The organism is Pseudomonas abietaniphila (assembly GCF_039697315.1).
Lineage (GTDB): Bacteria > Pseudomonadota > Gammaproteobacteria > Pseudomonadales > Pseudomonadaceae > Aquipseudomonas > Aquipseudomonas abietaniphila_B.
This window is the reverse complement of sequence record NZ_CP155619.1, coordinates 4,234,633-4,261,331: the sequence shown is the minus strand read 5'-3', so window position 1 is coordinate 4,261,331 and position 26,699 is coordinate 4,234,633. Positions and strand designations below refer to the sequence as shown.

22 protein-coding genes are annotated in these 26,699 nt (G+C 61.5%); 11 read left to right on the top strand and 11 right to left on the bottom strand.

Features of this window, described 5'->3' with window-relative positions:
• Positions 1-198: 198 nt before the first annotated feature.
• From rng to mreB, 5 genes are all read right to left on the bottom strand, one after another.
• Positions 199-1,656: a ribonuclease G gene (gene rng, locus ABDX87_RS18785; protein ID WP_346829230.1), complete on the bottom strand. Its 1,458-nt coding sequence runs from the start codon at positions 1,654-1,656 to the stop codon at positions 199-201.
• Positions 1,653-2,264, bottom strand: coding sequence for a Maf family protein (locus ABDX87_RS18780; protein WP_346829229.1), 612 nt, complete (start codon positions 2,262-2,264; stop codon positions 1,653-1,655). Before ABDX87_RS18780 ends, rng begins: the two co-directional genes overlap by 4 nt.
• A 238-nt stretch (positions 2,265-2,502) precedes the next feature.
• Positions 2,503-2,994 carry a rod shape-determining protein MreD gene (gene mreD / locus ABDX87_RS18775; protein WP_065990112.1) on the bottom strand — a complete coding sequence of 164 codons (492 nt, stop codon included), beginning with the start codon at positions 2,992-2,994 and terminating at the stop codon, positions 2,503-2,505.
• A complete protein-coding gene (mreC, locus tag ABDX87_RS18770; RefSeq protein ID WP_431061263.1) occupies positions 2,994-4,112 on the bottom strand; it encodes a rod shape-determining protein MreC in 1,119 nt (372 codons plus the stop codon). Before mreC ends, mreD begins: the two co-directional genes overlap by 1 nt.
• A 256-nt stretch (positions 4,113-4,368) precedes the next feature.
• Entirely contained in the window at positions 4,369-5,406 is a 1,038-nt protein-coding gene (gene mreB, locus ABDX87_RS18765; RefSeq protein ID WP_020292894.1) for a rod shape-determining protein MreB, read from the bottom strand.
• A 207-nt stretch (positions 5,407-5,613) separates the two neighbouring features.
• Here mreB and gatC point away from each other — a divergent pair, with 207 nt between their 5' ends.
• The 5 genes from gatC (at position 5,614) to ABDX87_RS18740 (ending at position 10,500) form a co-directional block, all read left to right on the top strand.
• Entirely contained in the window at positions 5,614-5,901 is a 288-nt protein-coding gene (gene gatC, locus ABDX87_RS18760) for an Asp-tRNA(Asn)/Glu-tRNA(Gln) amidotransferase subunit GatC (RefSeq protein WP_074755999.1), read from the top strand.
• Between the two features lie 15 nt (positions 5,902-5,916).
• Positions 5,917-7,368: an Asp-tRNA(Asn)/Glu-tRNA(Gln) amidotransferase subunit GatA gene (gatA, locus tag ABDX87_RS18755; protein WP_346829228.1), complete on the top strand. Its 1,452-nt coding sequence runs from the start codon at positions 5,917-5,919 to the stop codon at positions 7,366-7,368.
• An 11-nt stretch (positions 7,369-7,379) separates the two neighbouring features.
• On the top strand, positions 7,380-8,825 hold the full coding sequence (gene gatB / locus ABDX87_RS18750) for an Asp-tRNA(Asn)/Glu-tRNA(Gln) amidotransferase subunit GatB (RefSeq protein WP_346829227.1): 1,446 nt from the start codon (positions 7,380-7,382) through the stop codon (positions 8,823-8,825).
• 192 nt (positions 8,826-9,017) lie between these two features.
• Positions 9,018-9,392, top strand: coding sequence for a septal ring lytic transglycosylase RlpA family protein (locus ABDX87_RS18745; RefSeq protein ID WP_346829226.1), 375 nt, complete (start codon positions 9,018-9,020; stop codon positions 9,390-9,392).
• A gap of 55 nt (positions 9,393-9,447) precedes the next feature.
• Positions 9,448-10,500 carry a calcium/sodium antiporter gene (locus ABDX87_RS18740; protein ID WP_346833562.1) on the top strand — a complete coding sequence of 351 codons (1,053 nt, stop codon included), beginning with the start codon at positions 9,448-9,450 and terminating at the stop codon, positions 10,498-10,500.
• 134 nt (positions 10,501-10,634) lie between these two features.
• On the opposite strand, the gene ABDX87_RS18735 is transcribed toward ABDX87_RS18740, so the two are convergent.
• The 5 genes from ABDX87_RS18735 to ptsP all read right to left on the bottom strand — a co-directional run bounded on the left by ABDX87_RS18735 (position 10,635) and on the right by ptsP (position 19,155).
• Positions 10,635-11,576: an AEC family transporter gene (locus tag ABDX87_RS18735; RefSeq protein WP_346829225.1), complete on the bottom strand. Its 942-nt coding sequence runs from the start codon at positions 11,574-11,576 to the stop codon at positions 10,635-10,637.
• Positions 11,577-11,816: 240 nt separating this feature from the next.
• Positions 11,817-13,376, bottom strand: a complete 1,560-nt coding sequence (locus tag ABDX87_RS18730) for an alkaline phosphatase D family protein (protein WP_346829224.1) — start codon at positions 13,374-13,376, stop codon at positions 11,817-11,819.
• Positions 13,377-13,584: 208 nt separating this feature from the next.
• Positions 13,585-15,324 (bottom strand): PTS fructose-like transporter subunit IIB, encoded by a 1,740-nt coding sequence (locus ABDX87_RS18725; protein WP_346829223.1) that lies wholly within the window; start codon positions 15,322-15,324, stop codon positions 13,585-13,587.
• Between the two features lie 31 nt (positions 15,325-15,355).
• Positions 15,356-16,294, bottom strand: coding sequence for a 1-phosphofructokinase (gene pfkB / locus ABDX87_RS18720; RefSeq protein ID WP_346829222.1), 939 nt, complete (start codon positions 16,292-16,294; stop codon positions 15,356-15,358).
• The gene (gene ptsP, locus ABDX87_RS18715; RefSeq protein WP_346829221.1) at positions 16,294-19,155 is read right to left on the bottom strand and encodes a phosphoenolpyruvate--protein phosphotransferase; all 2,862 of its coding nucleotides are present in this window, start codon (positions 19,153-19,155) and stop codon (positions 16,294-16,296) included. Before ptsP ends, pfkB begins: the two co-directional genes overlap by 1 nt.
• 341 nt (positions 19,156-19,496) lie before the next feature.
• Here ptsP and cra point away from each other — a divergent pair, with 341 nt between their 5' ends.
• The 5 genes from cra (at position 19,497) to ABDX87_RS18690 (ending at position 23,803) form a co-directional block, all read left to right on the top strand.
• Positions 19,497-20,492 (top strand): catabolite repressor/activator, encoded by a 996-nt coding sequence (cra, locus tag ABDX87_RS18710; RefSeq protein ID WP_346829220.1) that lies wholly within the window; start codon positions 19,497-19,499, stop codon positions 20,490-20,492.
• The gene (locus tag ABDX87_RS18705) at positions 20,489-21,274 is read left to right on the top strand and encodes a TatD family hydrolase (protein WP_346833561.1); all 786 of its coding nucleotides are present in this window, start codon (positions 20,489-20,491) and stop codon (positions 21,272-21,274) included. The genes cra and ABDX87_RS18705 overlap by 4 nt, the downstream gene beginning before the upstream one ends.
• A gap of 94 nt (positions 21,275-21,368) precedes the next feature.
• Positions 21,369-21,800, top strand: a complete 432-nt coding sequence (locus tag ABDX87_RS18700) for a low affinity iron permease family protein (RefSeq protein ID WP_346829219.1) — start codon at positions 21,369-21,371, stop codon at positions 21,798-21,800.
• A gap of 127 nt (positions 21,801-21,927) precedes the next feature.
• Entirely contained in the window at positions 21,928-23,049 is a 1,122-nt protein-coding gene (locus ABDX87_RS18695; RefSeq protein ID WP_346829218.1) for a DUF3182 family protein, read from the top strand.
• Entirely contained in the window at positions 23,033-23,803 is a 771-nt protein-coding gene (locus ABDX87_RS18690) for an alpha/beta hydrolase family protein (RefSeq protein ID WP_346829217.1), read from the top strand. Before ABDX87_RS18695 ends, ABDX87_RS18690 begins: the two co-directional genes overlap by 17 nt.
• A 176-nt stretch (positions 23,804-23,979) precedes the next feature.
• Here ABDX87_RS18690 and ABDX87_RS18685 read toward each other — a convergent pair whose 3' ends face one another.
• Positions 23,980-25,191 carry a zinc-dependent alcohol dehydrogenase gene (locus ABDX87_RS18685; protein ID WP_346829216.1) on the bottom strand — a complete coding sequence of 404 codons (1,212 nt, stop codon included), beginning with the start codon at positions 25,189-25,191 and terminating at the stop codon, positions 23,980-23,982.
• A 311-nt stretch (positions 25,192-25,502) separates the two neighbouring features.
• Here ABDX87_RS18685 and ABDX87_RS18680 point away from each other — a divergent pair, with 311 nt between their 5' ends.
• Positions 25,503-26,507 (top strand): ketopantoate reductase family protein, encoded by a 1,005-nt coding sequence (locus ABDX87_RS18680; RefSeq protein ID WP_346829215.1) that lies wholly within the window; start codon positions 25,503-25,505, stop codon positions 26,505-26,507.
• Positions 26,508-26,699: the final 192 nt, after the last annotated feature.

Below are 26,699 nucleotides of genomic sequence, written 5' to 3'. Positions count from 1 at the left end.
GAACCTCCGTGCAGAGAGCCTGCACAAGGCATCCGGCTCAATCGTGCAGGTGTGTGTTCGTCCGGAAAAAACTCATTCGCCACGCATCGTTCTCTTTGAAGGGCATCCTTGCCAACGGCCGCTCGGGTTCGGTTTTATGATTTCAACAGCGGCACGAGGACGGGCTTCCCCAGCCCGCTCCACTGCTTTCAAGCACTCTCAGAGCAGCACAACGTCATATTGTTCCTGGGAATACATGGTTTCGACCTGGAAGCGAATGGTTCTGCCGATGAACACCTCGAGTTCGGCCACGTTTCCCGACTCCTCATCAAGCAATCGATCCACGACTTTCTGGTTGGCCAGCACCCGATACCCCAACGCCTGATAGGCGCGGGCTTCACGCAGGATCTCGCGAAAGATCTCGTAACAGATGGTTTCCGGGGTTTTCAGTTTGCCACGACCCTGGCAACTGCTGCACGGCTCGCACAGCACTTGCTCAAGGCTCTCACGGGTACGCTTGCGGGTCATCTGCACCAAACCCAGCTCGGTGATCCCGATGATGTTGGTCTTGGCGTGGTCGCGCTCCAGCTGCTTTTCCAGTGTGCGCAGGACCTGACGCTGGTGCTCGCCGTCTTCCATGTCGATGAAGTCGATGATGATGATCCCGCCGATGTTGCGCAGACGCAGCTGGCGGGCAATCGCGGTGGCGGCTTCCAGGTTGGTTTTGAAGATGGTTTCTTCAAGATTCCGGTGACCGACGAACGCGCCGGTGTTGACGTCGATGGTGGTCATCGCTTCCGCCGGGTCGATCACCAGATAACCGCCGGACTTCAGCGGAACCTTGCGCTCCAGCGCCTTCTGGATTTCGTCTTCAACGCCATACAGGTCGAAAATCGGCCGCTCGCCCGGGTAGTGTTCGAGACGATCGGCAATTTCCGGCATCAGTTCGGCCACGAACTGCGTGGTTTTCTGAAAGGTTTCACGGGAGTCGATGCGTATTTTTTCGATACGCGGGCTGACCAGGTCACGCAAGGTCCGCAGCGCCAGACCGAGGTCTTCGTAGATCACACTGGCCGGGTTGATGGTCTTGATCTGTTCGCCGATCTGATCCCACAGCCGCCGCAGGTAACGGATGTCCATCATGATCTCATCCGCCCCGGCGCCTTCGGCTGCCGTGCGCAGGATGAAACCGCCCTTCTCTTTGATCCCTTCCTTGGCCACGCAATCGCTGACCACCTGTTTCAGGCGTTCGCGTTCGGTTTCGTCCTCGATCTTCAGGGAAATACCGACATGCGCCGTGCGCGGCATGTACACCAGATAGCGCGACGGAATGGACAGTTGAGTGGTCAGGCGTGCGCCTTTGCTGCCAATCGGGTCTTTGGTGACCTGCACCACCAGGCTCTGGCCTTCATGGACCAGCGAGCTGATGGTTTCGACGGCCGGGCCTTCACGCATGGAGATTTCCGAGGCGTGAATGAACGCGGCGCGGTCCAGACCGATGTCGATGAATGCGGCCTGCATCCCCGGCAGCACGCGTACCACCTTGCCCTTGTAGATGTTGCCGACGATCCCGCGACGCTGGGTCCGCTCGACATGAACCTCTTGCAAAACCCCGTTCTCAACGACGGCCACGCGCGACTCCATCGGCGTGATGTTGATCAGAATCTCTTCACTCATGGCTTGTCACCTTCCAGGCATTGCCAACAGGGTATGCCGAAACGCTGCAGGATTTCTGCGGTTTCGCACAACGGCAAGCCAACGACCGCAGAATAGCTGCCGCTGAGGTGCTCCACGAACACCGCGCCCAGTCCCTGGATGCCGTAGCTGCCCGCCTTGTCGCGGGGCTCGCCGCTGGCCCAATAGGCGCGGGCTTCTTCGGTGGAGATGGAACGAAAACGCACACGGCTGCTGACGACGCGGGTTTCGCAATGCTGTTCATCGACCACGGCGATGGCGGTCAGCACCTCGTGCTCACGGTTCGACAGCCCGGCCAGCATGGCCAATGCCTCGGCTTCATCGGCGGGTTTGCCGAGAATGCGGCCATCGAGCACCACGGCGGTGTCGGCGCCCAGCACGCAGGCGACGGAATAGGCAGGGTCGTTGGCGAGCTGCAGCAGACCGGCGTCGGCCTTGCCACGGGCCAGACGTTCGACATAAGCGGCAGGGGTTTCGTCAGGGAGCGGGGTTTCGTCGATGTCCGCGCTGAGCGTGGTGAACGGCACACCGATTTGCGTCAGCAGTTCACGACGGCGCGGGGAGCCGGAGGCGAGAAGCAGTTGTGGCATGGGGACGTCTCCGTGTCATTGACTTTCAGCTTAGGCGTTGCGTGAGAACTGGCGAAGAGCACGTCGGTGTTCAGATCGATCCGGTTTTTCACAAGACATCTGCCAGACATTGCCCGAGCCATATCCCGTGGGAGCGAATTCATTCGCGAGACGTCGTGTCAGGCGATATCTCTCCATCGGCTGCACCGACATCTCGCGAATGAATTCGCTCCCACAGGTCAATCAGATGATCTGCACGTCAATTGATCTTCAAACGCAGGCGCAGGCCGCGCAGTCCGTAGCTGACCCACGGCCAGAGCAAGGCACTGACCAACGCGGGCAGTACCAGCGCAAGGGTCGGCTGGCGGTTGCCGGTCAGCGCGCTGAGCCACAGCTGGACCAGCTGCGCGAGGCCGAAAATCACCAGAATCACCAGGCATTGCTGCCACATCGGGAACATGCGCAAGCGTTGCTGCAACGACAGGACCAGGAAGGTGATCAGCGTCAGGATCAACGCGTTCTGTCCCAGTAACGTCCCATACAAGACGTCTTCGGCCAAGCCCAGCATCCAGGCGGTGACCATGCCGATCTTGTGTGGCAAGGCCAGTGCCCAGAACGCCAACAGCAGCGCCAGCCAGAGCGGGCGAAAGATTTCCATGAATTGCGGGAGCGGCGAGACGCTGAGCAGCAGACCGATGGCAAAGGTCAGCCAGACCACCCAGCCGTTTCGTGCGGGAGCGTGACGAGCCATTATTCTTCCCTCTCGCGCGGCGCTGCCGGAGTGGCAGCCGGCGTGGCCGGTTTAGGTGCGGCGGGCTTCGCGGCCGGCTTGGCGGCCGGTTTGCTCGCAGCAGGCTTGGCAGGCGTCGCGGCAGACGCAGGGGCTGCGGCAGGCGTTGTTGCTGCCGGCGTTGGCGAAGCGCTGTGGCCCGTCGCTGCAGGCTTGGGCACCGTGGCCGGCACGACCGGTTTGTTCGGTGTCGCCGTTGGCGCGGCGCCCGGCACGGTGGCCGAAGGCACGGCGGCAGGGTCGGCGGCCTGACGGTCAAGCGACTCCTGCTGTTGCGCGGCGTCGGCGGCGCGTTCTTCAGGAGAACGACCGTCAGAAAACACCAGCAACAGATAACGACTGCGGTTCAGGGCGGCCGTCGGCACCGCGCGAACGATCGCAAAGGGCTGGCCGGAGTCGTGGATCACTTCCTTGACCGTCGCCACCGGATAGCCCGCCGGGAAACGCTGCCCAAGACCGGAACTCACCAGCAGGTCGCCTTCCTTGATGTCGGCGGTGTCGGCCACGTGGCGCAGCTCCAGACGCTCAGGGTTGCCGGTGCCGCTGGCGATGGCGCGCAAACCGTTACGGTTCACCTGGACCGGGATGCTGTGGGTCGTGTCGGTCAGCAGCAGTACGCGCGAGGTGTACGGCATCAGTTCGACCACCTGGCCCATCAGGCCACGTGCATCGAGCACCGGCTGGCCCAGCACCACGCCGTCACGCTCACCTTTGTTGATGATAATGCGGTGCGTGAACGGGTTGGGGTCCATGCCGATCAGCTCGGCGACTTCGACCTTCTCGTTGACCAGCGCCGAAGAGTTCAGCAACTCGCGCAGGCGAACGTTTTGCTCGGTCAGGGCGGCGAGCTTCTGCAGGCGGCCTTGCAACAGCAGGTTTTCGGTCTTGAGTTTTTCGTTTTCGGCGGCGAGTTCGGTGCGACTGCCAAACTGGCTGGCAACGCCCTGATACAAACGTTCAGGCAAGTCGGCGATCCAGTACGACTGCATCAGGACCAGCGACATCTGACTGCGAACAGGCTTGAGCAGCGTGAAGCGCGCGTCCACGACCATGACGGCCACAGACAGGACGACCAGCACCAACAGACGAACGCCCAGCGACGGGCCCTTTGAGAAAAGCGGTTTAATGGGCCGCTCCTTCCAGGGATGCTTGTGTTTGGCTGTGCTTATTCATGCGACATGAAACCGGCCTGGTGCGGATTGATGGAAATACAGGGGCGTCAGATTTGCAGCATCAGGCTTTCAATACAACAGCAGGACGTCAACAAATCAAACACGCACAGGCAGCACCGGGAGATGCTGCCTGTCGAGCTCATCAGGGTAGCGCTCCGGCGAGTTATTCGCTGGAGAGCAGGTCCATGGTGTGCTTGTCCATCATTTCCAGCGCACGGCCACCGCCGCGTGCCACGCAGGTCAGCGGGTCTTCGGCGACGATCACCGGCAGACCGGTTTCCTGAGCCAGCAGTTTGTCGAGGTCACGCAGCAAGGCGCCACCACCGGTCAGGACCAGACCGCGCTCGGCGATGTCCGATGCCAGCTCTGGCGGAGACTGCTCCAGCGCGCTCTTGACGGCCTGAACGATGGTTGCCAGGGATTCCTGCAACGCTTCCAGCACTTCGTTGGAGTTCAGGGTGAAGGCACGTGGAACACCTTCGGCCAGGTTACGGCCGCGTACGTCGACTTCACGCACTTCGCCGCCCGGGTAGGCAGTACCGATTTCCTGCTTGATGCGTTCAGCGGTGGATTCACCGATCAGGCTGCCGTAGTTACGACGCACGTAGGTGATGATCGCTTCGTCGAAACGGTCGCCGCCGACGCGCACGGATTCGGCGTAAACCACACCGTTCAGGGAGATCAAGGCGATTTCGGTAGTACCACCACCGATGTCGACGACCATCGACCCGCGTGCTTCCTCGACCGGCAGACCGGCACCGATGGCGGCGGCCATTGGCTCTTCGATCAGGAACACTTCACGTGCGCCGGCACCCAGGGCCGATTCGCGAATGGCGCGACGCTCTACCTGGGTCGACTTGCACGGTACGCAGATCAGCACGCGAGGGCTTGGCTGCAGGAAGCTGTTTTCGTGCACTTTATTGATGAAATACTGGAGCATCTTTTCGCACACGCTGAAATCGGCGATGACGCCGTCTTTCATCGGACGAATGGCAGCGATGTTGCCCGGAGTACGGCCCAGCATACGCTTGGCTTCCATCCCGACAGCAACGACGCTTTTCTGATTTCCGTGGGTCCGAATGGCCACAACCGATGGCTCGTTCAGGACAATACCGCGCTCACGCACGTAAATAAGGGTGTTGGCAGTGCCCAGGTCGATGGAAAGATCGCTGGAAAACATGCCACGCAGTTTCTTGAACATGGGAAAGGGACCCTAGGGAACGCGTGGGTAAAAAAGTGCGGCAAACTCTAACAACGACAGGGATTTTGGGCAAGGAGCCAATATGCTAAATTGGCTGTTTTTCCGAGCGCTACCCTCGACGATCGCGGCCTTATGACCGTTTAAAGAGCGTAGTGTTCCGCAATCTGACGTACGGTCCATCCCGTACGCATTCCACTGGAGAACCCCATGGCGCTTGATCGCTCCGACGTGGAAAAAATCGCTCATCTGGCCCGACTGGGGCTCAATGACGCCGATATCCCGCGTACTACCGAAGCACTGAACAGCATTCTAGGGCTGGTTGACCAGATGCAGGCGGTCGACACCACCGGTATCGAACCCCTCGCACACCCGCTTGAAGCCTCGCAAAGGCTGCGTGAAGACGTGGTCAGCGAAGCCAATCATCGCGATTCCTATCAAGCCATCGCACCAGCGGTCGAAGACGGCCTTTATCTGGTTCCGAAAGTCATCGACTAAGGGAATGAGCCTGCAATGCATCAAATGACTCTGGCAGAGATCGCTCGCGGACTTGCCGATAAAAAGTTTTCTTCCGAAGAATTGACCCGCAACCTGCTGGCGCGCATCGCCCAGCTGGACCCGCAGCTTAATAGCTTCATTTCCGTCACCGAAGACCTGGCCATCACTCAGGCCCAGGCCGCGGACGCCCGTCGTGCGGCGGGCGAAACCGGTGCCCTGCTGGGCGCCCCGCTGGCGCACAAGGACCTGTTCTGCACCAAGGGCATCCGCACCAGCTGTGCCTCGAAGATGCTCGACAACTTCAAGGCGCCCTACGACGCGACCGTCGTTGCCAAGCTGGCAGCGGCGGGCACCGTGACGCTGGGCAAGACCAACATGGACGAATTCGCCATGGGGTCGGCCAACGAGTCCAGCCACTACGGCGCGGTGAAAAACCCGTGGAACCTGGCTCACGTGCCGGGCGGCTCGTCGGGTGGTTCGGCGGCGGCGGTTGCCGCTCGTCTGTTACCTGCCGCGACAGGCACCGATACCGGCGGTTCGATTCGCCAACCTGCGGCGCTGACTAACCTGACCGGCCTGAAACCGACCTACGGTCGTGTGTCGCGCTGGGGCATGATCGCCTACGCGTCCAGCCTCGATCAGGCGGGCCCGATGGCGCGCACCGCCGAAGACTGCGCCCTGCTGCTGCAAGGCATGGCCGGTTTCGACATCAATGACTCCACGAGCATTGACGAGCCTGTCCCGGATTACAGCGCCAGCCTTAACGCCTCGCTGCAAGGTCTGCGCATCGGTGTGCCGAAGGAATACTTCAGTGCCGGTCTCGACCCGCGCATCGCCGATCTGGTCATGGCCAGCGTCGAAGAGCTGAAAAAGCTCGGCGCCGTGGTCAAGGAAGTCAGCCTGCCGAACCTGCAGCACGCGATCCCTGCTTATTACGTGATCGCGCCGGCAGAGGCCTCTTCCAACCTGTCGCGTTTCGACGGTGTGCGCTTCGGCTATCGCTGCGAAGACCCGAAAGACCTGACCGACCTGTACAAGCGCTCGCGCGGCGAAGGCTTCGGGCCTGAAGTGCAGCGCCGGATCATGGTCGGTGCCTACGCGCTGTCCGCCGGTTACTACGACGCCTACTACCTGCAAGCGCAGAAGATTCGTCGTCTGATCAAGAACGACTTCATGAACGCCTTCACCGAAGTCGACGTGATCCTGGGCCCTACCACGCCGAACCCGGCCTGGAAGATCGGCGCCAAGAACGCCGACCCGATCGCCGAGTACCTGGAAGACTTCTACACCATCACCGCCAACCTCGCGGGCCTGCCGGGCCTGTCGATGCCGGCCGGTTTTGCCGACGGTCTGCCGGTGGGCGTGCAATTGCTGGCGCCGTACTTCCAGGAAGGTCGCCTGCTCAACGTCGCTCACCAATATCAACTGGTTACCGACTGGCACACTCGCTCGCCTGAAGGCTTCTAAGGAGAAAACGCATGCAATGGGAAGTCGTCATCGGGCTGGAGATTCACACCCAGCTCACGACCCAATCGAAGATTTTCTCCGGTAGCGCCACCACGTTCGGCTCCGAGCCGAACACCCAGGCCAGCCTCGTCGACCTGGGCATGCCCGGCACGTTGCCGGTGCTGAACAAGGAAGCCGTGCAGATGGCGGTCAAGTTCGGCCTGGCGATCGATGCCGAGATCGGTCAGCACAACGTGTTCGCCCGCAAGAACTACTTCTACCCGGACCTGCCGAAGGGTTACCAGATCAGCCAGATGGAATTGCCGATTGTCGGCAAGGGTCATCTGGACATCACCCTTGAAGACGGCACCATCAAGCGCATCGGCGTCACCCGTGCCCACCTTGAGGAAGACGCCGGCAAGAGCCTGCACGAAGACTACAGCGGCATGACCGGTATCGACTTGAACCGTGCCGGCACGCCGCTGTTGGAAATCGTGTCCGAACCGGACATGCGTTCGGCCAAGGAAGCGGTTGCCTACGTCAAGGCGATGCACGCGCTGGTCCGCTACCTGGGCATCTGCGACGGCAACATGGCCGAAGGCTCCCTGCGTTGCGACTGCAACGTGTCGGTTCGCCCGAAAGGCCAGGTCGAGTTCGGCACCCGCTGCGAGATCAAGAACGTCAACTCGTTCCGTTTCATCGAGAAAGCGATCAACAGCGAGATTCAACGTCAGATCGACCTGATCGAAGACGGTGGCAAGGTCATCCAGCAAACCCGCCTGTACGACCCGAACACCAACGAAACCCGCGCCATGCGCAGCAAGGAAGAAGCCAACGACTACCGTTACTTCCCCGATCCTGACCTGCTGCCGGTGATCATCGAGGACGCGTTCCTGGAAAAAACCCGCGCCCTGCTGCCGGAACTGCCGCCACAGAAACGCGAGCGCTTCCAGTCGCAGTTCGGCCTGTCGCTATACGACGCCAGCGTGCTGGCTTCCAGCCGCGAACAGGCGGATTACTTCGAGAAGGTGGTCGGCATTGCGGGCGACGCCAAGCTGGCCGCCAACTGGGTCATGGTCGAGCTGGGTTCGTTGCTGAACAAGCAAGGCGTGGAAATCGACGAATCGCCGGTCAGCGCCGAGCAACTGGGCGGCATGCTGCAACGCATCACCGACAACACCATCTCCGGCAAGATCGCCAAAATGGTTTTCGAGGCGATGGCCAACGGCGAAGGCAGCGCTGATGAGATCATCGAGAAACGCGGCCTGAAGCAAGTAACCGACAGCGGCGCCATCGAGTCGATTCTGGATGACATGCTGGCTGCCAACGCCGAGCAGGTCGAACAGTACCGCGCTGCCGATGAAGCCAAACGCGGCAAGATGTTCGGCTTCTTCGTCGGGCAGGCCATGAAAGCGTCCAAAGGCAAGGCCAACCCGGGGCAGGTCAACGAACTGTTGAAGCGCAAGCTGGAAGGTTGATCCAGTCAGCATCGGTCTGAACTGTAGGAGCGTGGCTTGTCCCGCGATCTGGCGCGAAGCGGCAGCAGATCAGCAAATGCAAAGGGTCCTGATGTACCGCATTTACCGATTTGACGACTGCTTCGCAGCCGATCGCGGGACAAGCCACGCTCCTACAGGTCATGTGCAAAATTTTCCAAAGGACGGTGACCCATGTGGCGGTTCCTCGGCGCTTGCGCCCTGTTTTCTCTGCTGGCCGGTTGCGCCAGTGAAGGCATCATCGATCCACACGGCTACAACGCAACAGGCGGCGCCTCCTATTACGGCGCCCAACATCAAGGCAAGCGCACCGCCAGCGGTGAACGTTTCGACCAGAACTCCCTGACCGCCGCGCATCGCCAACTGCCGTTCGGCACCCGCGTGCAGGTCACCAACCTGGACAATGATCGCAAGGTCGTGGTCCGCATCAACGACCGTGGTCCACACACTCGCGGCCGGCTGATCGACGTATCGCGTGCAGCCGCCGAACAATTGGGTATGCTGCGCAGCGGAACCGCCCAAGTCCGGGTGCAAGCCCTTGACGACTGACCCTGACCGAAAGGTGCCCTGAATTCTCGCCTTCTCTACCCTTTCGCTGCCCACGCTGATCGAACTGATCGGCGGGCTGCTGATGATGATCATCGGTGCCGAACTGTCGGTGCGTGCCGCCGTGGTTCTGGCTGCCCTGCTCAAAACACGTCCACTGTTCCTCGGTCTGACCGTTGTCGCGCTAGGCAGCAGTGCGCCGCAAATGGCGGTCGGCTTGCAAGCGGCGCTGACCGACAGCACGGACATCGCCGTGGGCAGCGTGATCGGCAGCAACATCTTCAACATTCTCGTCACGCTCGGACTGTCGGCGTTGATCATTCCGCTGCGCGTGGCGCGGCAGATGGTCAGGGTCGACCTGCCCTTGATGATCGGCGCCACGGCGTTGGTGGCCGCGCTGGCGTGGAACGGTGTCCTGAGCGGTCTGGACGGCGTGATTCTGTTAATCGCGATGGCCGTTTATCTCGCGGTCGTGATCCGCCAGTTTGCCCACGGTGCACGGCATTTCCAGGTCACCGACGCCGTACCCAAGCGCAAGGTGTGGCCGATTCTGGGCAAGCTGACGCTGATGGCGTGTGGGCTGACGCTGCTGATTCTGGGCAGCCATTTGCTCGTCGGCGCGGCTGTGGTCGTCGCTCAGGACCTTGGCTTGTCGGAACGGGTGATCGGCCTGACCGTGATCGCGGTCGCGACCTCCCTGCCCGCCTTGATGACCTCGCTGGTCGCCGCCCTGCGCGGGGAGCGGGACATTGCGGTCGGCAACATCATTGGCAGCAACCTGTTCAACCTGCTGGGCGTGCTGGGCATCACGTCGCTGATCGCCTCCGGGCCGCTGTCGATCTCACCCAACGCGCTGGATTTCGACTTGCCGGTGATGCTGGGCGTCGCGGTGTTGTGCCTGCCGCTGTTCTATTCGGGTTATCGGATTACCCGAGTGGAAGGGTTGCTGCTGTTGGGACTGTATGCGGTGTACGGCCTGCATATCGTCTCGTTCACCACGGGCATGCCGCTGGCGGGACGGCTGGAACGGCTGATGACTCATTACGCGCTGCCAGTGTTGGGGGTGTGCGTTCTGATCGGGACAGTCAGGACGTGGCGTCGGCAGCATTGATTCAAAATCTGCCAGGATTTTGTGATCGGTAGGAGCGCGCTTGCCCGCGGTTGCATCATGTCAGCCAACAAATGCGGTGCTGCCCCCCCCATCGCGGGCAAGCGCGCTCCTACAGCTTGATGCGCCCTCAGGATCTAAATCCAGCCGCCCCACTGCAGAATGAAAATCCCGATATTGGTGGTCACCGCCGCGGCGAGCGTGGTCATGACGATGATCGAGGCCGCCAATTCGTGATTGCCTTCCGCCGCCCGCGCCATGACGAAACTCGCTGAGGCGGTCGGTGCGCCGAAGTACAGAAACAGAATCCCCAGCTCCGCATGCCGGAAGCCCAGCAGCCACGCGCCGATGGTGCAGATCAGCGGCAGCCAGACCATCTTCATCAGACTCGCGCTGACCGCCAGTCCGCCGCTTTCGCGCAGCGATTTCAGCGACAGCGTGCCGCCGATACACATCAGAGCCAGCGGCAATGTCATTTGTGCGAGGTAACTGCCCGAAGTGTCGAGCCATTTCGGCAGGCCGATGCCGAAGTACGCGAATGGCGTCGCGGCGACAATGCTGATGATCAAGGGGTTGGCCAAGACGCTTTTGCAGATGCTCCACGGGTCCGACTTGATCACCGGGCTGTAGACCGCAAGAACCACGGTGGAAAGCGTGTTGTAGAACAGGATCACCAGCGCCGCGAGAATGGCGCCGAGGGAAATGCCGTAGTCGCCGTACATGCTCGCGGCCAACGCAAGACCGATCACGCCGTTGTTGCCACGAAACGCACCCTGAACATAGATGCCACGTTCCACGAACGGCACGCGATAAATCGCCCAGCCCCAGACGAGGGCAAAGCCCGCCAGGGTCGCAACGATGAAGTAAATGAGCACGCCCGGTTGCAGGGCCGCGTGCAGGTCGGCGTGAATGATGCCGAGAAACAGCAGCGCCGGCATCGTGCAGTTGAACACCAGCGAGGACGCGGTGTGAATGAAGCTGTCGTTGATCCAGCCAACGCGTTTAAGCACCACGCCCAGAAACAACATGGCGAACACCGGTGCCGTGATGTTCAGGGTTTCCAGAAATATTGCCAGCATGCACGCCAAACCCTGAGCCGTCGTTAGGTGCCTAATGATAGGCCAGCGGGACGGAGAGTGTTACCGGGAATTGCGCAGTGATCGTACAACCGCAGTCATTGAAGGTGACCAGCTTCTCTGTGGGAGCGAATTCATTCGCGATGCGGTGGTACATGCAACACAGATGTGGCACATGCAAGGGCCAATCGCGAATGAATTCGCTCCCACAGAATTACACGGTGCTATTCATTCAATTTTTGATCAAACCTGAGCAGGCGCCAGCTTCTTCTCGAACACCGAAACCCCATCCAGATCGCGCAGGGTCACGGTCATCTCGCCGCTCTGCCCATCGATGTTCACCTCGCCAAAAAACTGAAACCCGGCAAACGGCGAAGTGTTCTGCGCAGGCGGGGCTTTCTGGAACACCAGTTCAGGGCCGAAGGTCTTGTCCAGCGTGTTCGGTCCATAGCTGCCGGCGTTCAGCGGCCCGGCGACGAACTCCCAGAACGGGTCGAAATCCTGGAACACTGCCTGGTCCGGGTGATAGTGATGCGCGGCGCAGTAATGCACGTCGGCCGTCAGCCACACCGTGTCGCGAATTTTCTGCTGACGCAGGAAACCGAGCAGCTCGGCGACTTCCAGCTCACGCCCCTTTGGCGCGCCGTTGTCGGTATTGGCGATCGCTTCCCAACGCATGACGCCCGGGCTGATTTCGCCATCCGGCACACCCAGACCGATGGGCATGTCGGCAGCGATCACCTTCCATTGCGCGCCGGACGCCTGCAGTTCGCGCTTGAGCCAGTCCAGTTGCTGACGCCCGAGAAAGGCCGTGGTCGGACCGGGCTTGTCGGCCAGGTTGGCGTCGTTACCGTCGCGGTAACTGCGCATGTCGAGCACGAACACGTCCAGCATCGGACCGTAACTGAGCTTGCGGTACACCCGACCGCCGTTATCGGCAGATTGCAGACGCATCGGCGCGTACTCCAGAAACGCCTGACGTCCGCGCGACGCCAGCAGCTGGATGTCCTTCACTTTGTAGCGGTCGTCCAGCTGCTTGCTCGGCGACCAGTTATTGCTCACTTCGTGGTCGTCCCACTGCCAGATCTGCGGGACTTCAGCGTTGAAGCGACGCAGGTTTTCGTCCATCAGGTTGTAGCGGTAAGCGCCACGGTATTCATCGAGCGTTTCGGCGACTTTGCTCTTCTCTTCGGTGGTGATGTTGCGCCAGATCCGTCCGCCTTCGGTGACCACTTCGGCAGGCACCGGACCGTCGGCGTAAATGGTGTCGCCGCTGTGAATGAAGAAGTCCGGCAGACGCAGTCGCATGGCTTCGTAGATGCGCATACCGCCGATGTCCGGGTTGATGCCGAAACCCTGGCCAACGGTGTCGCCGCTCCAGACGAAACGGATGTCGCGACGGGCCTGAGGCACGCTGCGCAGATGCCCGAACCACGGCTCGCTGGCAACGCCGGTCTGAGCGTCTTCGAAGAACACGCGATAGAAGATGGCCTGGTCGGTTGGCAGCCCGGTGAGCTCGACGCGTGCAGTGAAATCGGTGCGCTGATCGGCCAGCAAAGAAACCGTGCGGCGCGGGTTAGTGAACATGCTGCGGGTGTCCCACTCGACGACCATGCGCGAGGGCCGATCACTGCGGCTCCAGACCATCGCGCGATCCCCCTGCAGGTCGCCTGACTGCACGCCGTCGGTCATTTTCGGACGGTCCTTGACCGAGGCGATTACGGCGGGCGCCAGACCCGGCAAAAGTAATCCGGCGCCAGCGGCCTGAATGATGCGACGGCGTGTCAGGTCGAACTGAGTCATTGTTTCCCCCTCAAGCGAATGCCAAAGAAAGGAACCTAACAATGGATTGTTGGAGGAATGTGACAGTCAGCAAGGCAAACGGAATCACGCGGTCCCTGTGTGAGTGAGCTTGCTCACGAAGGGGCCAGTACATCCGCCGCACATGCAGCGCCTGAACATCGGCTTTCGTGAGCAAGCTCACTCACACAGGGTTTTCAGCGTCGGTGAATCAAGCGCCAGCGGGCACTGCGTCCAGCTCCACCGCTTCCGGCCGCTTCAACACGGCATACAACACGCCAGTCACCACGCTGCCCACGATGATCGCCAGCAGGTACAGCAGCGCATGGTTGATCGCGTTCGGGATCAGCAACACGAACAAGCCGCCGTGGGGCGCCATGAGTTTGCAGCCGAAAAACATCGACAGCGCGCCGGTCAGCGCACCGCCAACGATGCTCGCCGGGATCACCCGCAGCGGGTCCTTCGCGGCAAACGGAATCGCGCCTTCGGAGATGAAACACAGGCCGAGCACGAACGCCGCCTTCCCTGCTTCACGCTCGCTCTGGGCGAACTTGCGACGGGCAATGACGCTGGCGATGCCCATGCCGATCGGCGGCACCATGCCGGCTGCCATCGCAGCGGCCATTGGCGCGTAGCTCTGAGACGCCAGCAGACCGACCGAGAACGCGTACGACGCCTTGTTGATCGGGCCGCCCAGGTCGACGCACATCATCGCGCCCAGCAACACGCCCAGCAGAATGGCGTTGGTGGTGCCCATGCTGTCGAGGAAGTGGGTCAGCCCTTCGAGCATCCCCGCGACCGGCTTGCCGACCACGTAGATCATCACAAGCCCGGTGAACAGGCTCGCCAGCAGTGGAATGATCAGGATGGGCTTGAGCGCCTCGACGCTGGCCGGCAGCTTGGCATAACGGTTGATCGCCGCCGCGCTGTAGCCCGCCAGAAAGCCCGCGATGATGCCGCCGATGAAGCCCGCACCCAGGGTGCTGGCCAGCAGGCCGCCGATCATGCCCGGCGCAAGGCCCGGCCGGTCCGCAATGGAATAAGCGATGTAACCCGCCAGCAGCGGCACCATCAGTTTGAACGCGGCATCACCGCCAATTTGCATCAGCGCGGCGGCCAGCGTGCCTTGTTCCTTGAAGGCGGTGATGCCGAACACGAACGACAGCGCGATCAACAAACCACCGGCCACCACCATCGGCAGCATGAACGACACACCGGTCAGCAGGTGCTTGTAGACGCCGGTTTTATCTTTCTTGGTCGAGGCCTTCGACGCTGTGGCGGTCGATTCGACTTGCGCTTCGGCCAGCGCTTTTTTCAGCGTCGCCTCGGACTGTTTCAGTGCAATGCCGGTGCCGCAGCGATAAATAGGCTTGCCGGCGAAACGCTCGGTGGCCACCTCGATGTCGGCGGCCAGCAACACGACGTCCGCGTCAGCAATCGCCTGAGCGCTGAGCGGGTTACGCGCGCCGACCGAACCCTGGGTTTCCACCTGCAGGTCATAGCCGAGCTTTTTCGCCGCTTGCTGGATCGCCTCGGCGGCCATGAAGGTGTGCGCCACACCCGTAGGACACGCGGTGACGGCCACCAGACGCGGCGCCGCATTGACCGCAGGCGCTTCGGATTCCGCGTTTACGCTGGCGGTGTAAACCGACGCCAGTTCGCTGGCCGAATGCACAAAGCTGTCGACATCCTGCAGCGCCCGGGACGGCGTCGATTGATACAGACGCTTGCCCGAGAAGCGCTGCAAATCCAGTGGGCCGGTGTTGACCACCAGCACCCAGTCCGCTGCTTCGATGTCAGTGGCGGACAGCTGTTTTTCCGGATGACGCGGATCGTACACTTCGACAGAGGTGCTCCAGCCCTGGCGCTGTGCGGCCGCGTCGAGCAGACGGGCGCTGAGGACACTGCTGATTTTTCCGTTCGGACAGGCCGTAACAATGGCTAACTTCATCCCGTTTCCTCTCTTCTTGTTCGATTCGGCGTTATGCAGTCAGTGCGCGTACGCTGACGCCGCTTGCCAGCCGTTTGAGTTGCGCGGAGTCGTTAATACCGAAACCGATCTGGGTGACTGCCATCGCCGCAATCGCCGTTGCCGTGCGCAACGTCTGCTCGGGCGTATGACCGCTGAGCAGGCCATGAACCATGCCCGCCAGCAACGAGTCCCCCGCCCCCACGGTGCTCGCGACCGTGACCTTCGGCGGCAACGCCTGCAAGGCGACCGAGGAACTGAACCAGTGCACGCCCTCCGCGCCCTGAGAAATCACCACGTGCTCAATGCCGCGCTGACGCAATTCGGCGGCTGCCTGGGCCTGGGCCGCGATAGAGATAATGGGCGCGTCCAGTGCGTCGGCCAGTTCCTCCGTGTTGGGTTTGATCATCCAGGGTGACGCCTCAAGACCGGCCCGCAGCGCTTCGCCACTGGTGTCCAGCGCCACTTTCAGGCCCATCGCGTTCAAACGCAGAAGCAAGGTTTTCAGCCAGTGCGCATCGACACCGCGCGGCAGACTGCCCGCCACCACCACGGCATCGAAATCGCCCGCGATCTGCTCGACACGCGTTGCCAGCGCCTGCTGCGCCGCCACGCTGACCTCAGGCCCCGGGCCATTGAGGTCGGTGATTCGGCCGCTGCTTTCGGCCAGCTTGATGTTGCTGCGCGTCTCGCCAGGCACACGCACGAACTCGTCGACAAATCCCCGTTTGGCGAACAGCGACTCGAACGGCAACTGATTGTCGACCCCGAGAAACCCCGCCACGGTCAATTCATGCCCCAGATCGGCGAGGACCTGCGCCACGTTGATGCCTTTGCCCGCCGCATGGCTGAGCATGCATTCGCTGCGGTTGACCTGCCCCACCTGCAACGGCCCCAACTGCACGGTCAGGTCGAGCGCCGGGTTCATGGTCAATGTCAGAATTTTCGCCATTACAGCCCCTCCACGAGGGCACGCACTTGCGCGGCACTCCCCACAGCCAGCGCGGCCTGCGCAAGCTGTCGGGCACCGATTACATTCAATTCACGTACGCAGGCTTTCACTTCGCCAACACTGCGCGCCGCGACACTCAATTCATCCACACCCAGCCCGACCAGCACCGGCACCGCCAGCGGATCGGCCGCCAGCTCGCCGCACACCCCGACCCATTTGCCATGGGCATGGGCCGCGCGCACGGTAATGTCGATCAGTTGCAGCACCGCAGGGTGCAAACCGTCGGCCTGGGCGGACAACGTCGGATGGCCCCGGTCGATGGCCAGTGTGTATTGCGTCAGGTCGTTGGTGCCGACGCTGAAGAAGTCCACTTCCTTGGCCAGCACCGGCGCCAGCAAGGCAGCCGACGGCACTTCGATCATGATCCCCAGTTGCAGGTCGGCCACCGGAATCTCCAGACGCAGCCGTTCGGTCATGTCCCGCGCCTGACGCCATTCTTCGAGGGTGCCGACCATCGGAAACATGATGCGCAATGGACGGTTGTCAGCCGCGCGCAACAAGGCGCGCAACTGGCTTTCCATCACGTCGGGACGCTGCAGGGTCAGGCGAATGCCGCGCACGCCGAGAAAAGGGTTTTCTTCCTTGTCGATGGGCCAGTACGGCAGCGGTTTGTCGCCACCGACGTCCAGCGTGCGAACCACCAGTGGACGCCCTTGAAGGTCGTCGAGCACGCGGCGGTATTCGGCTTCTTGCGTGGCTTCATCGGGCGCGGAACTGTGCGCCATGAAGAGTAACTCCGTGCGCAAAAGACCAATCCCCTCTGCGCCCTGCTCCACCGCCGCAGGCGTGCCGGCGCTGTCGCCGATGTTGGCGAACACTTCGACCGGATGGCCATCTTTGGTAATGGCCGGCTCCATGCGCAACGCCGCAGCGACTTTCAGGCGTTGCTCGCGGGTGTCGCGGTCAAGCAGTGCCCGTTGCAGCGTCAGGTCATCCGGCGCAACGTCGAGACGGCCGCGTTGGCCATCGATCAACAGCAGCGTGCCTGACTTGATCAGCAGCACGGTATCGCCTGCACCGACCAGCGCGGGAATGCCCAGCGCTCGCGCAACGATGGCGCTGTGCGCTGTCGCTCCGCCGCGCGCCGTCAGAATGCCCGCGACGCGGGCCGGGTCCAGACGCGCCACATCGGACGGACCGACTTCGTCCATCACCAGGATGTAAGGTTCTTCAGGCTCGATCAGGTCGTCGACACCGCAGATCTGTGCCAATACCCGGCGGCCCACATCACGAAGGTCGGCGGCGCGTTCAGCCAGCAGCGCGTCCTTGAGCTGTTCCTGCTGCACAGCAGCAGCTTCGATCACGTTTATCCACGCGGCAGCGGCGCTCTCACCTTGCTTCAGACGCAACGCGACGTCGTCGACCAACTCGGGGTCGTCGAGCATTTCCTGATGCGTGACGAAAATCTCGCGAATGGCCTTGGCCGTGCTGCGCTGAATCAGCCCCTCGATGTCATCACGCACTTGCGCCAATGCGGCGTGCAGCCGTTGGTGCTCGGCCGTGTAGGATTCGCCTCGCAACGGGTATTCGAACACCGGCAATACGTGCACATGCGCGGGGCCGGTGGCGATCCCCGGTGCGGCCGGCACCGCTTGTATCTGTGAACCGGCAGCCGGTGCCGTCAGGGATTTTTCCAGTACGGTGGTGATGGGCGTCGGCGCGGTTTCGGTCGGCAGCGGCTCGATCTCCTCACCCAGTCCTTCCAGCACGGCGGCAATCAGCGCGGGCAACGCGTCAGCGGCCACGGCAGGCTCTGCGATGAACTCCAGCACTTGCCCACGGCGCACGCCCAGGCTCAGCAGTTTGCTCAGGCTTTTTACCGACACCGGGTTCTCGGTGGAATCGACAACGCGCACCCGCACATCGCCCTCGAAGCCCTTCGCCAACTGAGCGAGGATCTTGGCGGGACGTGCATGCAAGCCGTGAGCATTGGCCAGCGCCACACGCTCGCTCGGCCAGTCCGGCGGCACATCACCGCCGAGCGCCTGAAGCACGGTACGGCTGCTGGTGGCCTGGCCCAATTCATGGCCACGACCTTCGATCAGCAGCGCACAGAGCCGCTCAAGCAACGCTTGATGAGACTCGCCCAGGCTGGCCAGGCAGAACAGGCCGGTCAGCGGCTGCCCCAGATGACGCATCGGTTTGTCCGGGGTGACGAACGCGAGGCCCGGTTTGTTGACCATCTGCTCGCTGTGCAGCCACCAGAGTCCCTCGCCCAGCGGCAGCGGCTCGACCTGTTGCAGCACGGCGGCGAATCCGTTGTTCACGCAGTCCGCGCGACGCAACAGGCGCGCGCCCCGCCAGACCAGTTCCTCAAAATCATCCACCGACGCGCCCAGGCTGATCATCTGCGCGTCCAGCGCAAGCTCCTGCGGCGCGCCTTGCAGCAGCTTGAGCAGCGCCTCGGGATTCTTCGCCTGACGCAAGGCTTCGCCGAGGTCGGTTTCGCCCAGCGCGCGGGTCAGCAGTTGCAGCAAACGCAGGTGCTCGTCGGACTTCGCGGCGATACCGATGGCCAGGTAGACCATCTGCCCGTCACCCCAATCCACCCCTTGCGGGAATTGCATCAGGCGCACGCCGGTGGCAAACACCTGATCGCGGGTTTGTGGTGTGCCGTGCGGAATCGCGATGCCTTGTCCGAGGAAGGTCGAGCCCTGCTGTTCGCGCGCCTGCAAACCTTGCAGATAACCCGGCGCTACCAAGCCATCGGCCACCAGCAAGTCAGCGAGCAACTGCAATGCGGCGGATTTGTCGGCCGCCACCTGGTCCATGGAAATTTGCTCAACAGTCAGCTCGAGCATGCCGTTCTCCTGTGCAGCGCACGGTTGCGCCTGATTTTTTGTTGTAAGACCGCTTGTCTACGGTCGATTACCGCAACGAACGCCGGACTTCGACCGGCGTTTTTGCTCGATTACAGCCATAAACAGGCTTGCTGAATCGTTTAATCTAGATGGGCGGGCACGTTACTCGATAATCTCTGCGGATTGAAGCTCATCTGGTCGATTGCTGTAGGAAGCGTCCTAAAAAACCTCGGAGCTTCATTCATGCCCAGGGTCTGCTGTAATGATGACCGCGAATCGGTGAAAATCCTCCGCGCATCGATCCACTTCAATGACCTGCCCATAACAAAAGGAAGTTCGGCTTGAAACTCAGTGATATTGCGCGTCTGGCCGGTGTTTCAGTGACCACCGCCAGCTACGTGATCAACGGCAAGGCCGAACAGCAGCGCATCAGCAACGCAACGGTCGAGCGCGTCCGCGCCGTGGTCGAAGCCCACGGCTTCCGGCCCAATCCACAGGCCGCCGGCTTGCGCAGCCGTCACACCCGCACGCTGGGTTTCATCCTCCCCGATCTGGAAAACCCCAGCTACGCCCGGATTGCCAAGCAATTGGAACAAGGTGCCCGGGCACGAGGCTACCAGTTGCTGATCGCCAGTTCCGACGACGATCCCATCAGCGAACTGCAATTGTTGCAGTTATTCCGCGCCCGACGCTGCGACGCGCTGTTCGTCGCCAGTTGCCTGCCCGCCAGCGATGACAGTTATCGCGCGCTGCAACAGCAAGGCATTCCCGTGATCGCCATCGACCGCGAGATGGACCCGGCGCACTTCTGCTCGGTGGTCAGCGACGACCACGATGCCAGCCAACAATTGACCCGCAGCCTGCTGGAAACCCGGCCGAAACACATTGCGCTGATCGGCGCCCGACCTGAGCTTAGCGTCAGTAAAGCGCGTGCCAGCGGTTTCGAGGACGCGCTGGAGGGCTTCAAGGGCTCGGTGATCGTTGAACACGGCGAATCCTTCAGTCGCGATTGTGGCCTGCAGATCGCCGGCGAAATGCTGGACCGTCTCGGGTATTTTCCGGATGCGCTGATCACCACGTCCTACGTGCTGCTGCAGGGCGTGTTCGACTTGCTGCATCAACGCCGCCTCAATCCGGATCAACTGCACCTGGGCACGTTCGGCGACACTCAACTGCTCGATTTCCTGCCGTTGCCGGTCAACGCCATGGCTCAGCAACACCCGTTGATCGCCGAGAAAGCCCTGTCGCTGGCGCTGTCTGCCATCGAACAGGACCAGTACGAGCCCGGTGTGCACGCCATCGTTCGGACCTTCAAACAGCGGATTCACGAGGCCTGACCGTGAGGCTGATCGACACCCACACGCACCTGGATTTCGACGACTTCGATGCGGATCGCCAAGCAGTGCTCAGCCACTGCAAGCAGTTGGGCGTCGAGCGCGTGGTCGTATTGGGTGTCTATCAGCGCAATCTGCAACGCGTGTGGGATCTGGCTTTGAGTGAACCTCAGGTCTACGCCGCGCTGGGGCTGCATCCGATCTACCTCGACGAGCATCTCCCGGAACATCTGCAGGAGTTGCGCGACCGGCTATCAGCCGTGGCCGGCCATCCAAAGCTCTGCGCCGTGGGAGAAATCGGGCTGGATTACTACGTCGAGTCCCTGAACCGCGAACACCAGCAGACCGTGTTCGACAGTCAGTTGCAGCTGGCTGCCGACTTCAACCTTCCGGCGCTGCTTCACGTGCGTCGCAGCCACGCCGACACGATCGCCACCCTCAAGCGGTTCAAGCTCAAGCGCGGCGGTATCGTTCATGCGTTTGCCGGAAGCCGTGAAGAGGCAAAGGAATACATCAAGCTGGGTTTCAAACTGGGCCTCGGCGGTGCCGCGACCTGGCCGCAGGCGTTACGCATGCACCGGGTCATCGCCGAGTTGCCGCTCGACAGTGTGGTGCTGGAAACCGACTCGCCCGACATGGCGCCCGCGATGCATCCACAGGTGCGAAATAGCCCGGAGCACTTGCCGGATATCTGCACCGCCCTGTCTGCCCTGATGAACATTCCCGCCGAACGCCTGGCCCAAGCCAGTACGGATAACGCCAATCAGCTCTTCGGCTGGAACTGACGCGCCGCTGGCGAGAATTCATTTTGTAAGAAGAAATTTCACAGCTCCGCTGAGGTCCCTAGGTTATCTCTCTCGATCGCTAAGGACACCGGCAATGAAATTCTCCAAGTTCGCACAGGCGTTGTCGAAGTGGACGGGCAGCCCCCGGACCTTTCTCGTGGCTGTGCTGCTGATTTGCGTCTGGGCGGCGACCGGGCCGTTGTTCCACTACAACGACACCTGGCAGCTGATCATCAACACGTCGACCACCATCATCACCTTCCTCATGGTGTTCCTGATCCAGAACACCCAGAACCGCGACACTGATCAGTTGCACATCAAGATCGATGAACTGCTGCGCGTCACCAAGGATGCGCAGAACGCCGTGTTGAGCCTTGACAATCTGGACCAGAAAGAGCTGCGTCAACTGCGCAAAAAATATAAGGCGATGGGCGATCAGGAAGACACGGACCACACCCAGCCGTTTCCGAAATGTGACGCTGATGACGCGAGGGAGACGTCAGGCCAGCTTTCGCTCCCACAGTAGATTGCAGGCGCCACCGACCATCGAATGGCGCGTGTTCATGCCTGTGCGTGCGAATTCATTCGCGAAAGATGGGTCAGACCCAACAGATGCATTGCGAAACACCTCGGTCTCAACAGGGAGTTCGCCCATGAGCGGATCACGCAGCGCTGCAAAGTCTGAAGTCGTTCTGCTGGCTACTCACAAAAAACTGGCCACCCATGAAACGGTCGTCCAGCAAGCGCTGGGGGAGCGAATCGCCAAACTGCTCGGCGCCACATTCGTCGGTGCTTATGACCCGGCGCTGCATAAAGGCCATGCGCTTTACTACATCCCGTCCGACACGCTGATTGGCAAACAAGCAGGCGATGCGTTGGGCATTCTGAGCGTCGACGACTTCTTCGGCGGCCTGATCGATCACCCTTTCATGGCCACCAAAGCGATCTCCCACCCGCTACTCGACGGTGCCACGGCCAAACCCGCGGGTTGGTCGGACCGTTTCTTCGAGGATGCCGCCGATGCCGTGCTCTCAGGCTTCAGCGTATTCAACGAAGCCGATGCCCGGCGTGCGGGCCGACAGTTGCTCAAGAACGGACCGGTGCGGATCAAACCCGTGCTGGCAACGGCGGGTCGCGGTCAGGTGGTCGTCAACACGGACGCCGACCTAGACAAGACCATCGCGGAACAGGACATGGCCGAGGTCGAAGAATGGGGGCTGGTGCTGGAGGAGGACTTGAGCGATGTGATCACCTACAGCGTCGGGCAGGTTCAGGTCGCGGGCATCACGGTGAGCTATCACGGCACTCAGAGCCTGACCCAGGACAACAACGGTGAGACGGTCTACGGCGGCTCACAACTGTGGCTGGTGCGCGGCGGCTACGATGAACTGCTCACGCTTGATCTTGAGGACGACGTGCGCCGGTCCGTGACCCAGGCCATGCAATACGAAAAAGCAGCGCTGGCGTGTTTCCCTGACTTTCTCGCGTCGCGTCGCAATTACGACATCGCCCACGGCACCAATGCCCGTGGCCAAATCTGTTCCGGCGTGCTGGAGCAGTCCTGGCGCATTGGCGGCGCAAGCCCGGCAGAGGTCGAGGCATTGGTGGCGTTCGCTGCCGACCCTCAATTACGGCGGATCTGCGCCTCCAGCCACGAAATCTACGGGCCGACCACCTTGCCCGCCGATGCCCATGTTCTCTACGAAGGCGAAGACCCCGAGGTCGGCCTTATCAGTAAATTCACACAGGTCCAGCCTTATGACCGTACGCAGTGAAACCATCGACATCGCCGTCAGCGACGATCACATCTCCGGCACCATCCTGACACCCGGCGCGAAAATGCCGGGCATTCTCTTCGTTCACGGCTGGGGTGGTAGCCAGCAGCGCGATCTGGCGCGAGCGAAGAACATCACCGGTCTGGGCTGCGTCTGTCTGACGTTCGATCTTCGCGGCCATGAGCGCACCCATGAAATGCGCGCCTCGGTGTCACGGGAACACAGCATGGAAGACTTGCTGGCGGCGTACGACCGACTCGCCAGCCATCCGGCTGTGGATAACAACGCAATCGCGGTGATCGGCAGCAGCTACGGCGGGTATCTGGCGACCATTCTCAGCGGCATGCGCCCGGTGCGCTGGCTCGCGCTGCGCGTTCCGGCGCTGTATTGGGACGCTGACTGGGACATGCCGAAACAGGCGCTGGACCGCGACAAGCTGGCGCATTACCGGCGCTCCGCGGTGACCGCCGCCGACAACCGCGCGCTGGCGGCCTGCAAAGACTTCAAGGGTGACGTGCTGCTGGTGGAATCCGAGCAGGACGATTACGTGCCCCATGCGACCTTGATGAGCTATCGCACCGCATTCGACCTGGCGCATTCGCTGACCTATCGCCTGCTGGACGGGGCGGACCATGGATTGAGCACCGACACCAGCCAGCATGCGTACACGACGCTGCTGACCGGCTGGATCAGCGAGATGGTCATCGGCTCTCGGTTGGTGGATTACCCGCATCATTCGGCGGCGTATTCGTAAATGCCGCCACATACTCAACTCGGAGACTATTGAACCTTCTGTGGGAGCGAGCTTGGTCTGGGCGGCATTCCGACGAAGCATTGGCTCACGCTCTAGAGACTTTTCGGCCATACCGACCTCTCGCGAGCAAGCTCACTCCTACAGGTGACGTGTTGCGCTCACAGCATGCCGTTTGCTCACAGCACCGCATCGTTTGCCGACGCGTCCACCCGGCTGTCGAACCCCGGGGTGAGAATGATCTTGCGGCAGTCTTCTTCCTTCTTGTCGAAGATCGCATACCCGTCCGCGGCTTCTTCCAGCGACAAGCGATGGGTGATGATCGCTTCCGGCGCCAGCGCGCCTTCCTCGATCAACCTCAGCAACTCCGGCAGATAACGATGCACGTGGGTCTGCCCCATCTTGAAGGTCAGGCCCTTGTCGAAGGCATCGCCAAACATGAAGCCATGAATGAACCCCGAATACACGCCCGGCACGCTCACGGTCCCGCCGCGACGCACGGCGGCGATGCACTGTCGCAACGCCTTGCCGCTGCTGCCTTCGAGCTTGAGGGTGGCGAGGATGGTCTCGGTGGTACTGCCCTTGGCTTCGAAGCCCACGGCATCGATCACGGCATCTACACCACGCATGCCGGCGGTCTGGCGAATGATGGTATCGGCCGGATCGTCGTCGTTATCGAAGTTGATCGGGATCACGCCATACGTGAACTGCGCATACGCCAGACGATACGCATGGTGATCGACCATGAAGATCTTCTCGGCCCCCAGCATTTTTGCGCAGGCAGCGCTCAATAAGCCGACCGGCCCGGCGCCGTAGATGGCGACGCTGGATCCTTTGCCGACTCCGGCATTAAGCACCGCTTGCCAGGCCGTCGGCAGGATGTCGGACAAAAACAGCACCTTCTCGTCCGCGAGCGTTCCGGGCACTTTGAACGGGCCGACATTGCCTTTCGGGACGCGCACGTACTCCGCCTGACCGCCCGGCACACCGCCGTACAGATGGCTGAAACCGAACAGCGCCGCACCTGGCGCGATGGATTTTTTGTTGAGAATCGCACCTCGGCCGGTGTTGGTGGTTTCGCACGCCGCGAAGGCATCGATCTGACAGAAGAAGCAGTGGCCGCAGGCGATGACGAAAGGAATGACCACGCGGTCGCCGGGCTTGACGGCGGTGACCTGAGGGCCGACTTCTTCCACGATTCCCATGAACTCGTGGCCGAAGATATCGCCCTGTTCGGTAGCGGGAATCTTGCCGCGATACAGGTGCAGATCAGAACCACAGATGGCCGTCGCGGTGACCTTCAACAGCACATCGTCGGCTTCCTGAATGATGGGGTCTGCAACGGTCTCGACACGCACATCGTGAGCGCCGTGGTACGTCAGTGCACGCATGACCACCTCCTTGTCTTGCCGGCTAAACTGCCGAAGCAAACGGGTTCTGAGAACGCATGCAATAGGGATAGGTGCAAGCGGGTGAAGTTCAGAGCCACAGGTCGCAGGTGACCAGCGGACGCCTATGCGACCGTCCTCTGTGGGAGCGAATTCATTCGCGAAAAATGGCTCGAGCGACAAGCCGTGCCGGTTGCACTGACGCATCGCGAATGAATTCGCTCCCACAGAGATTGCGGTCATTGGCGATAAGGCGGGTTCAGGTCATATTGCTGACGACCACCTCAACCTTTTCACGCTGATCTGGAGTCACCATGAGTTCTTCACCCAAACGCATCTGCATCGCGGGTGCTGGCGCCATCGGATGTACGCTGGCGGCCCGGCTCGCGCTGACGGGGCGTGCGGTCAATGTGTTTGCTCGAGGTCGTACGCTGGCGGCCCTGCAGCGCAACGGTATCCATCTGCAGGATCTCAAGGGCCGGCATCACGTTCAGGTCAATGCCAGCGACAGCGCTGAACAACTGGGTGAACAAGACCTGCTGTTCCTCTGCACCAAAGCGCCTTCACTGAGCGGCCTGCTGCCAAACATCGGTCCGCTGATTGGACCCAATACAGTCGTGGTGCCGGTGATCAACGGCGTGCCATGGTGGTATTTCCACGGCGAAGGCGGCCGTTTCGAAGGAAATCGGGTCGAGACGGTCGACCCGGACGGGCGCATCACTGACACGCTGGACCTGCACAAGGTCATCGGCTGCGTGGTGTTCATCACGGCGCAAAGCTCGGCGCCGGCCGTGGTGAAGACCCACAACCCGTATCGCATCATCTTCGGCGAGCTGAACAACCAACTGACGCCGCGTCTCGAAAGCCTGCGTGCCTTGATCGAAAGCGCCGGCATCGAGGCTCAGGGCACTGACCGTATTCGCGATCAGCTGTGGACAAAAATCATCGCCAACCTGACGTCGAATCCTGTGTCCGTCGTGACGGGCGCGACGCTGGAACAGATATACGGCCTGCCGGACATGCGCGAACTGGCGTTGGCGACCTTCAATGAGGCGATGCAAGTGGCAAGCGCTTATGACGCCAGGCTGAGCATGGAGCCGACCACGTTCATGCAATTCGGCGCCAGCATGGGGCCGGTGCGGACATCCATGCTGCAGGACTTCGACAAAGGGCTGCCGCTGGAACTGGCGGCGATTGGCGACGCGGTGCTGGAATTGGCGGCGAAGGTGAACATCCCGATGCCGATTACCCGAAGCGTGCTGACACTGGCGAGGTTTTGCGGGGAGCATCCGCACCATAAGGAGCATGGGCGGCATTGAGGCGAGGACGCGGAGCGCCGAACACGGCGTCATTCCCACGGGGACCGTGGGACGTGTGAGGGATTAAACATGACGCAGAGCATTGCCGAACACAGGCCCCTGTGGGAGCGAATTCATTCGCGATGGGTTGGTGAATCCGACAGATGTCCGTCGGATGTACCACTGCATCGCGAATGAATTCGCTCCCACGGT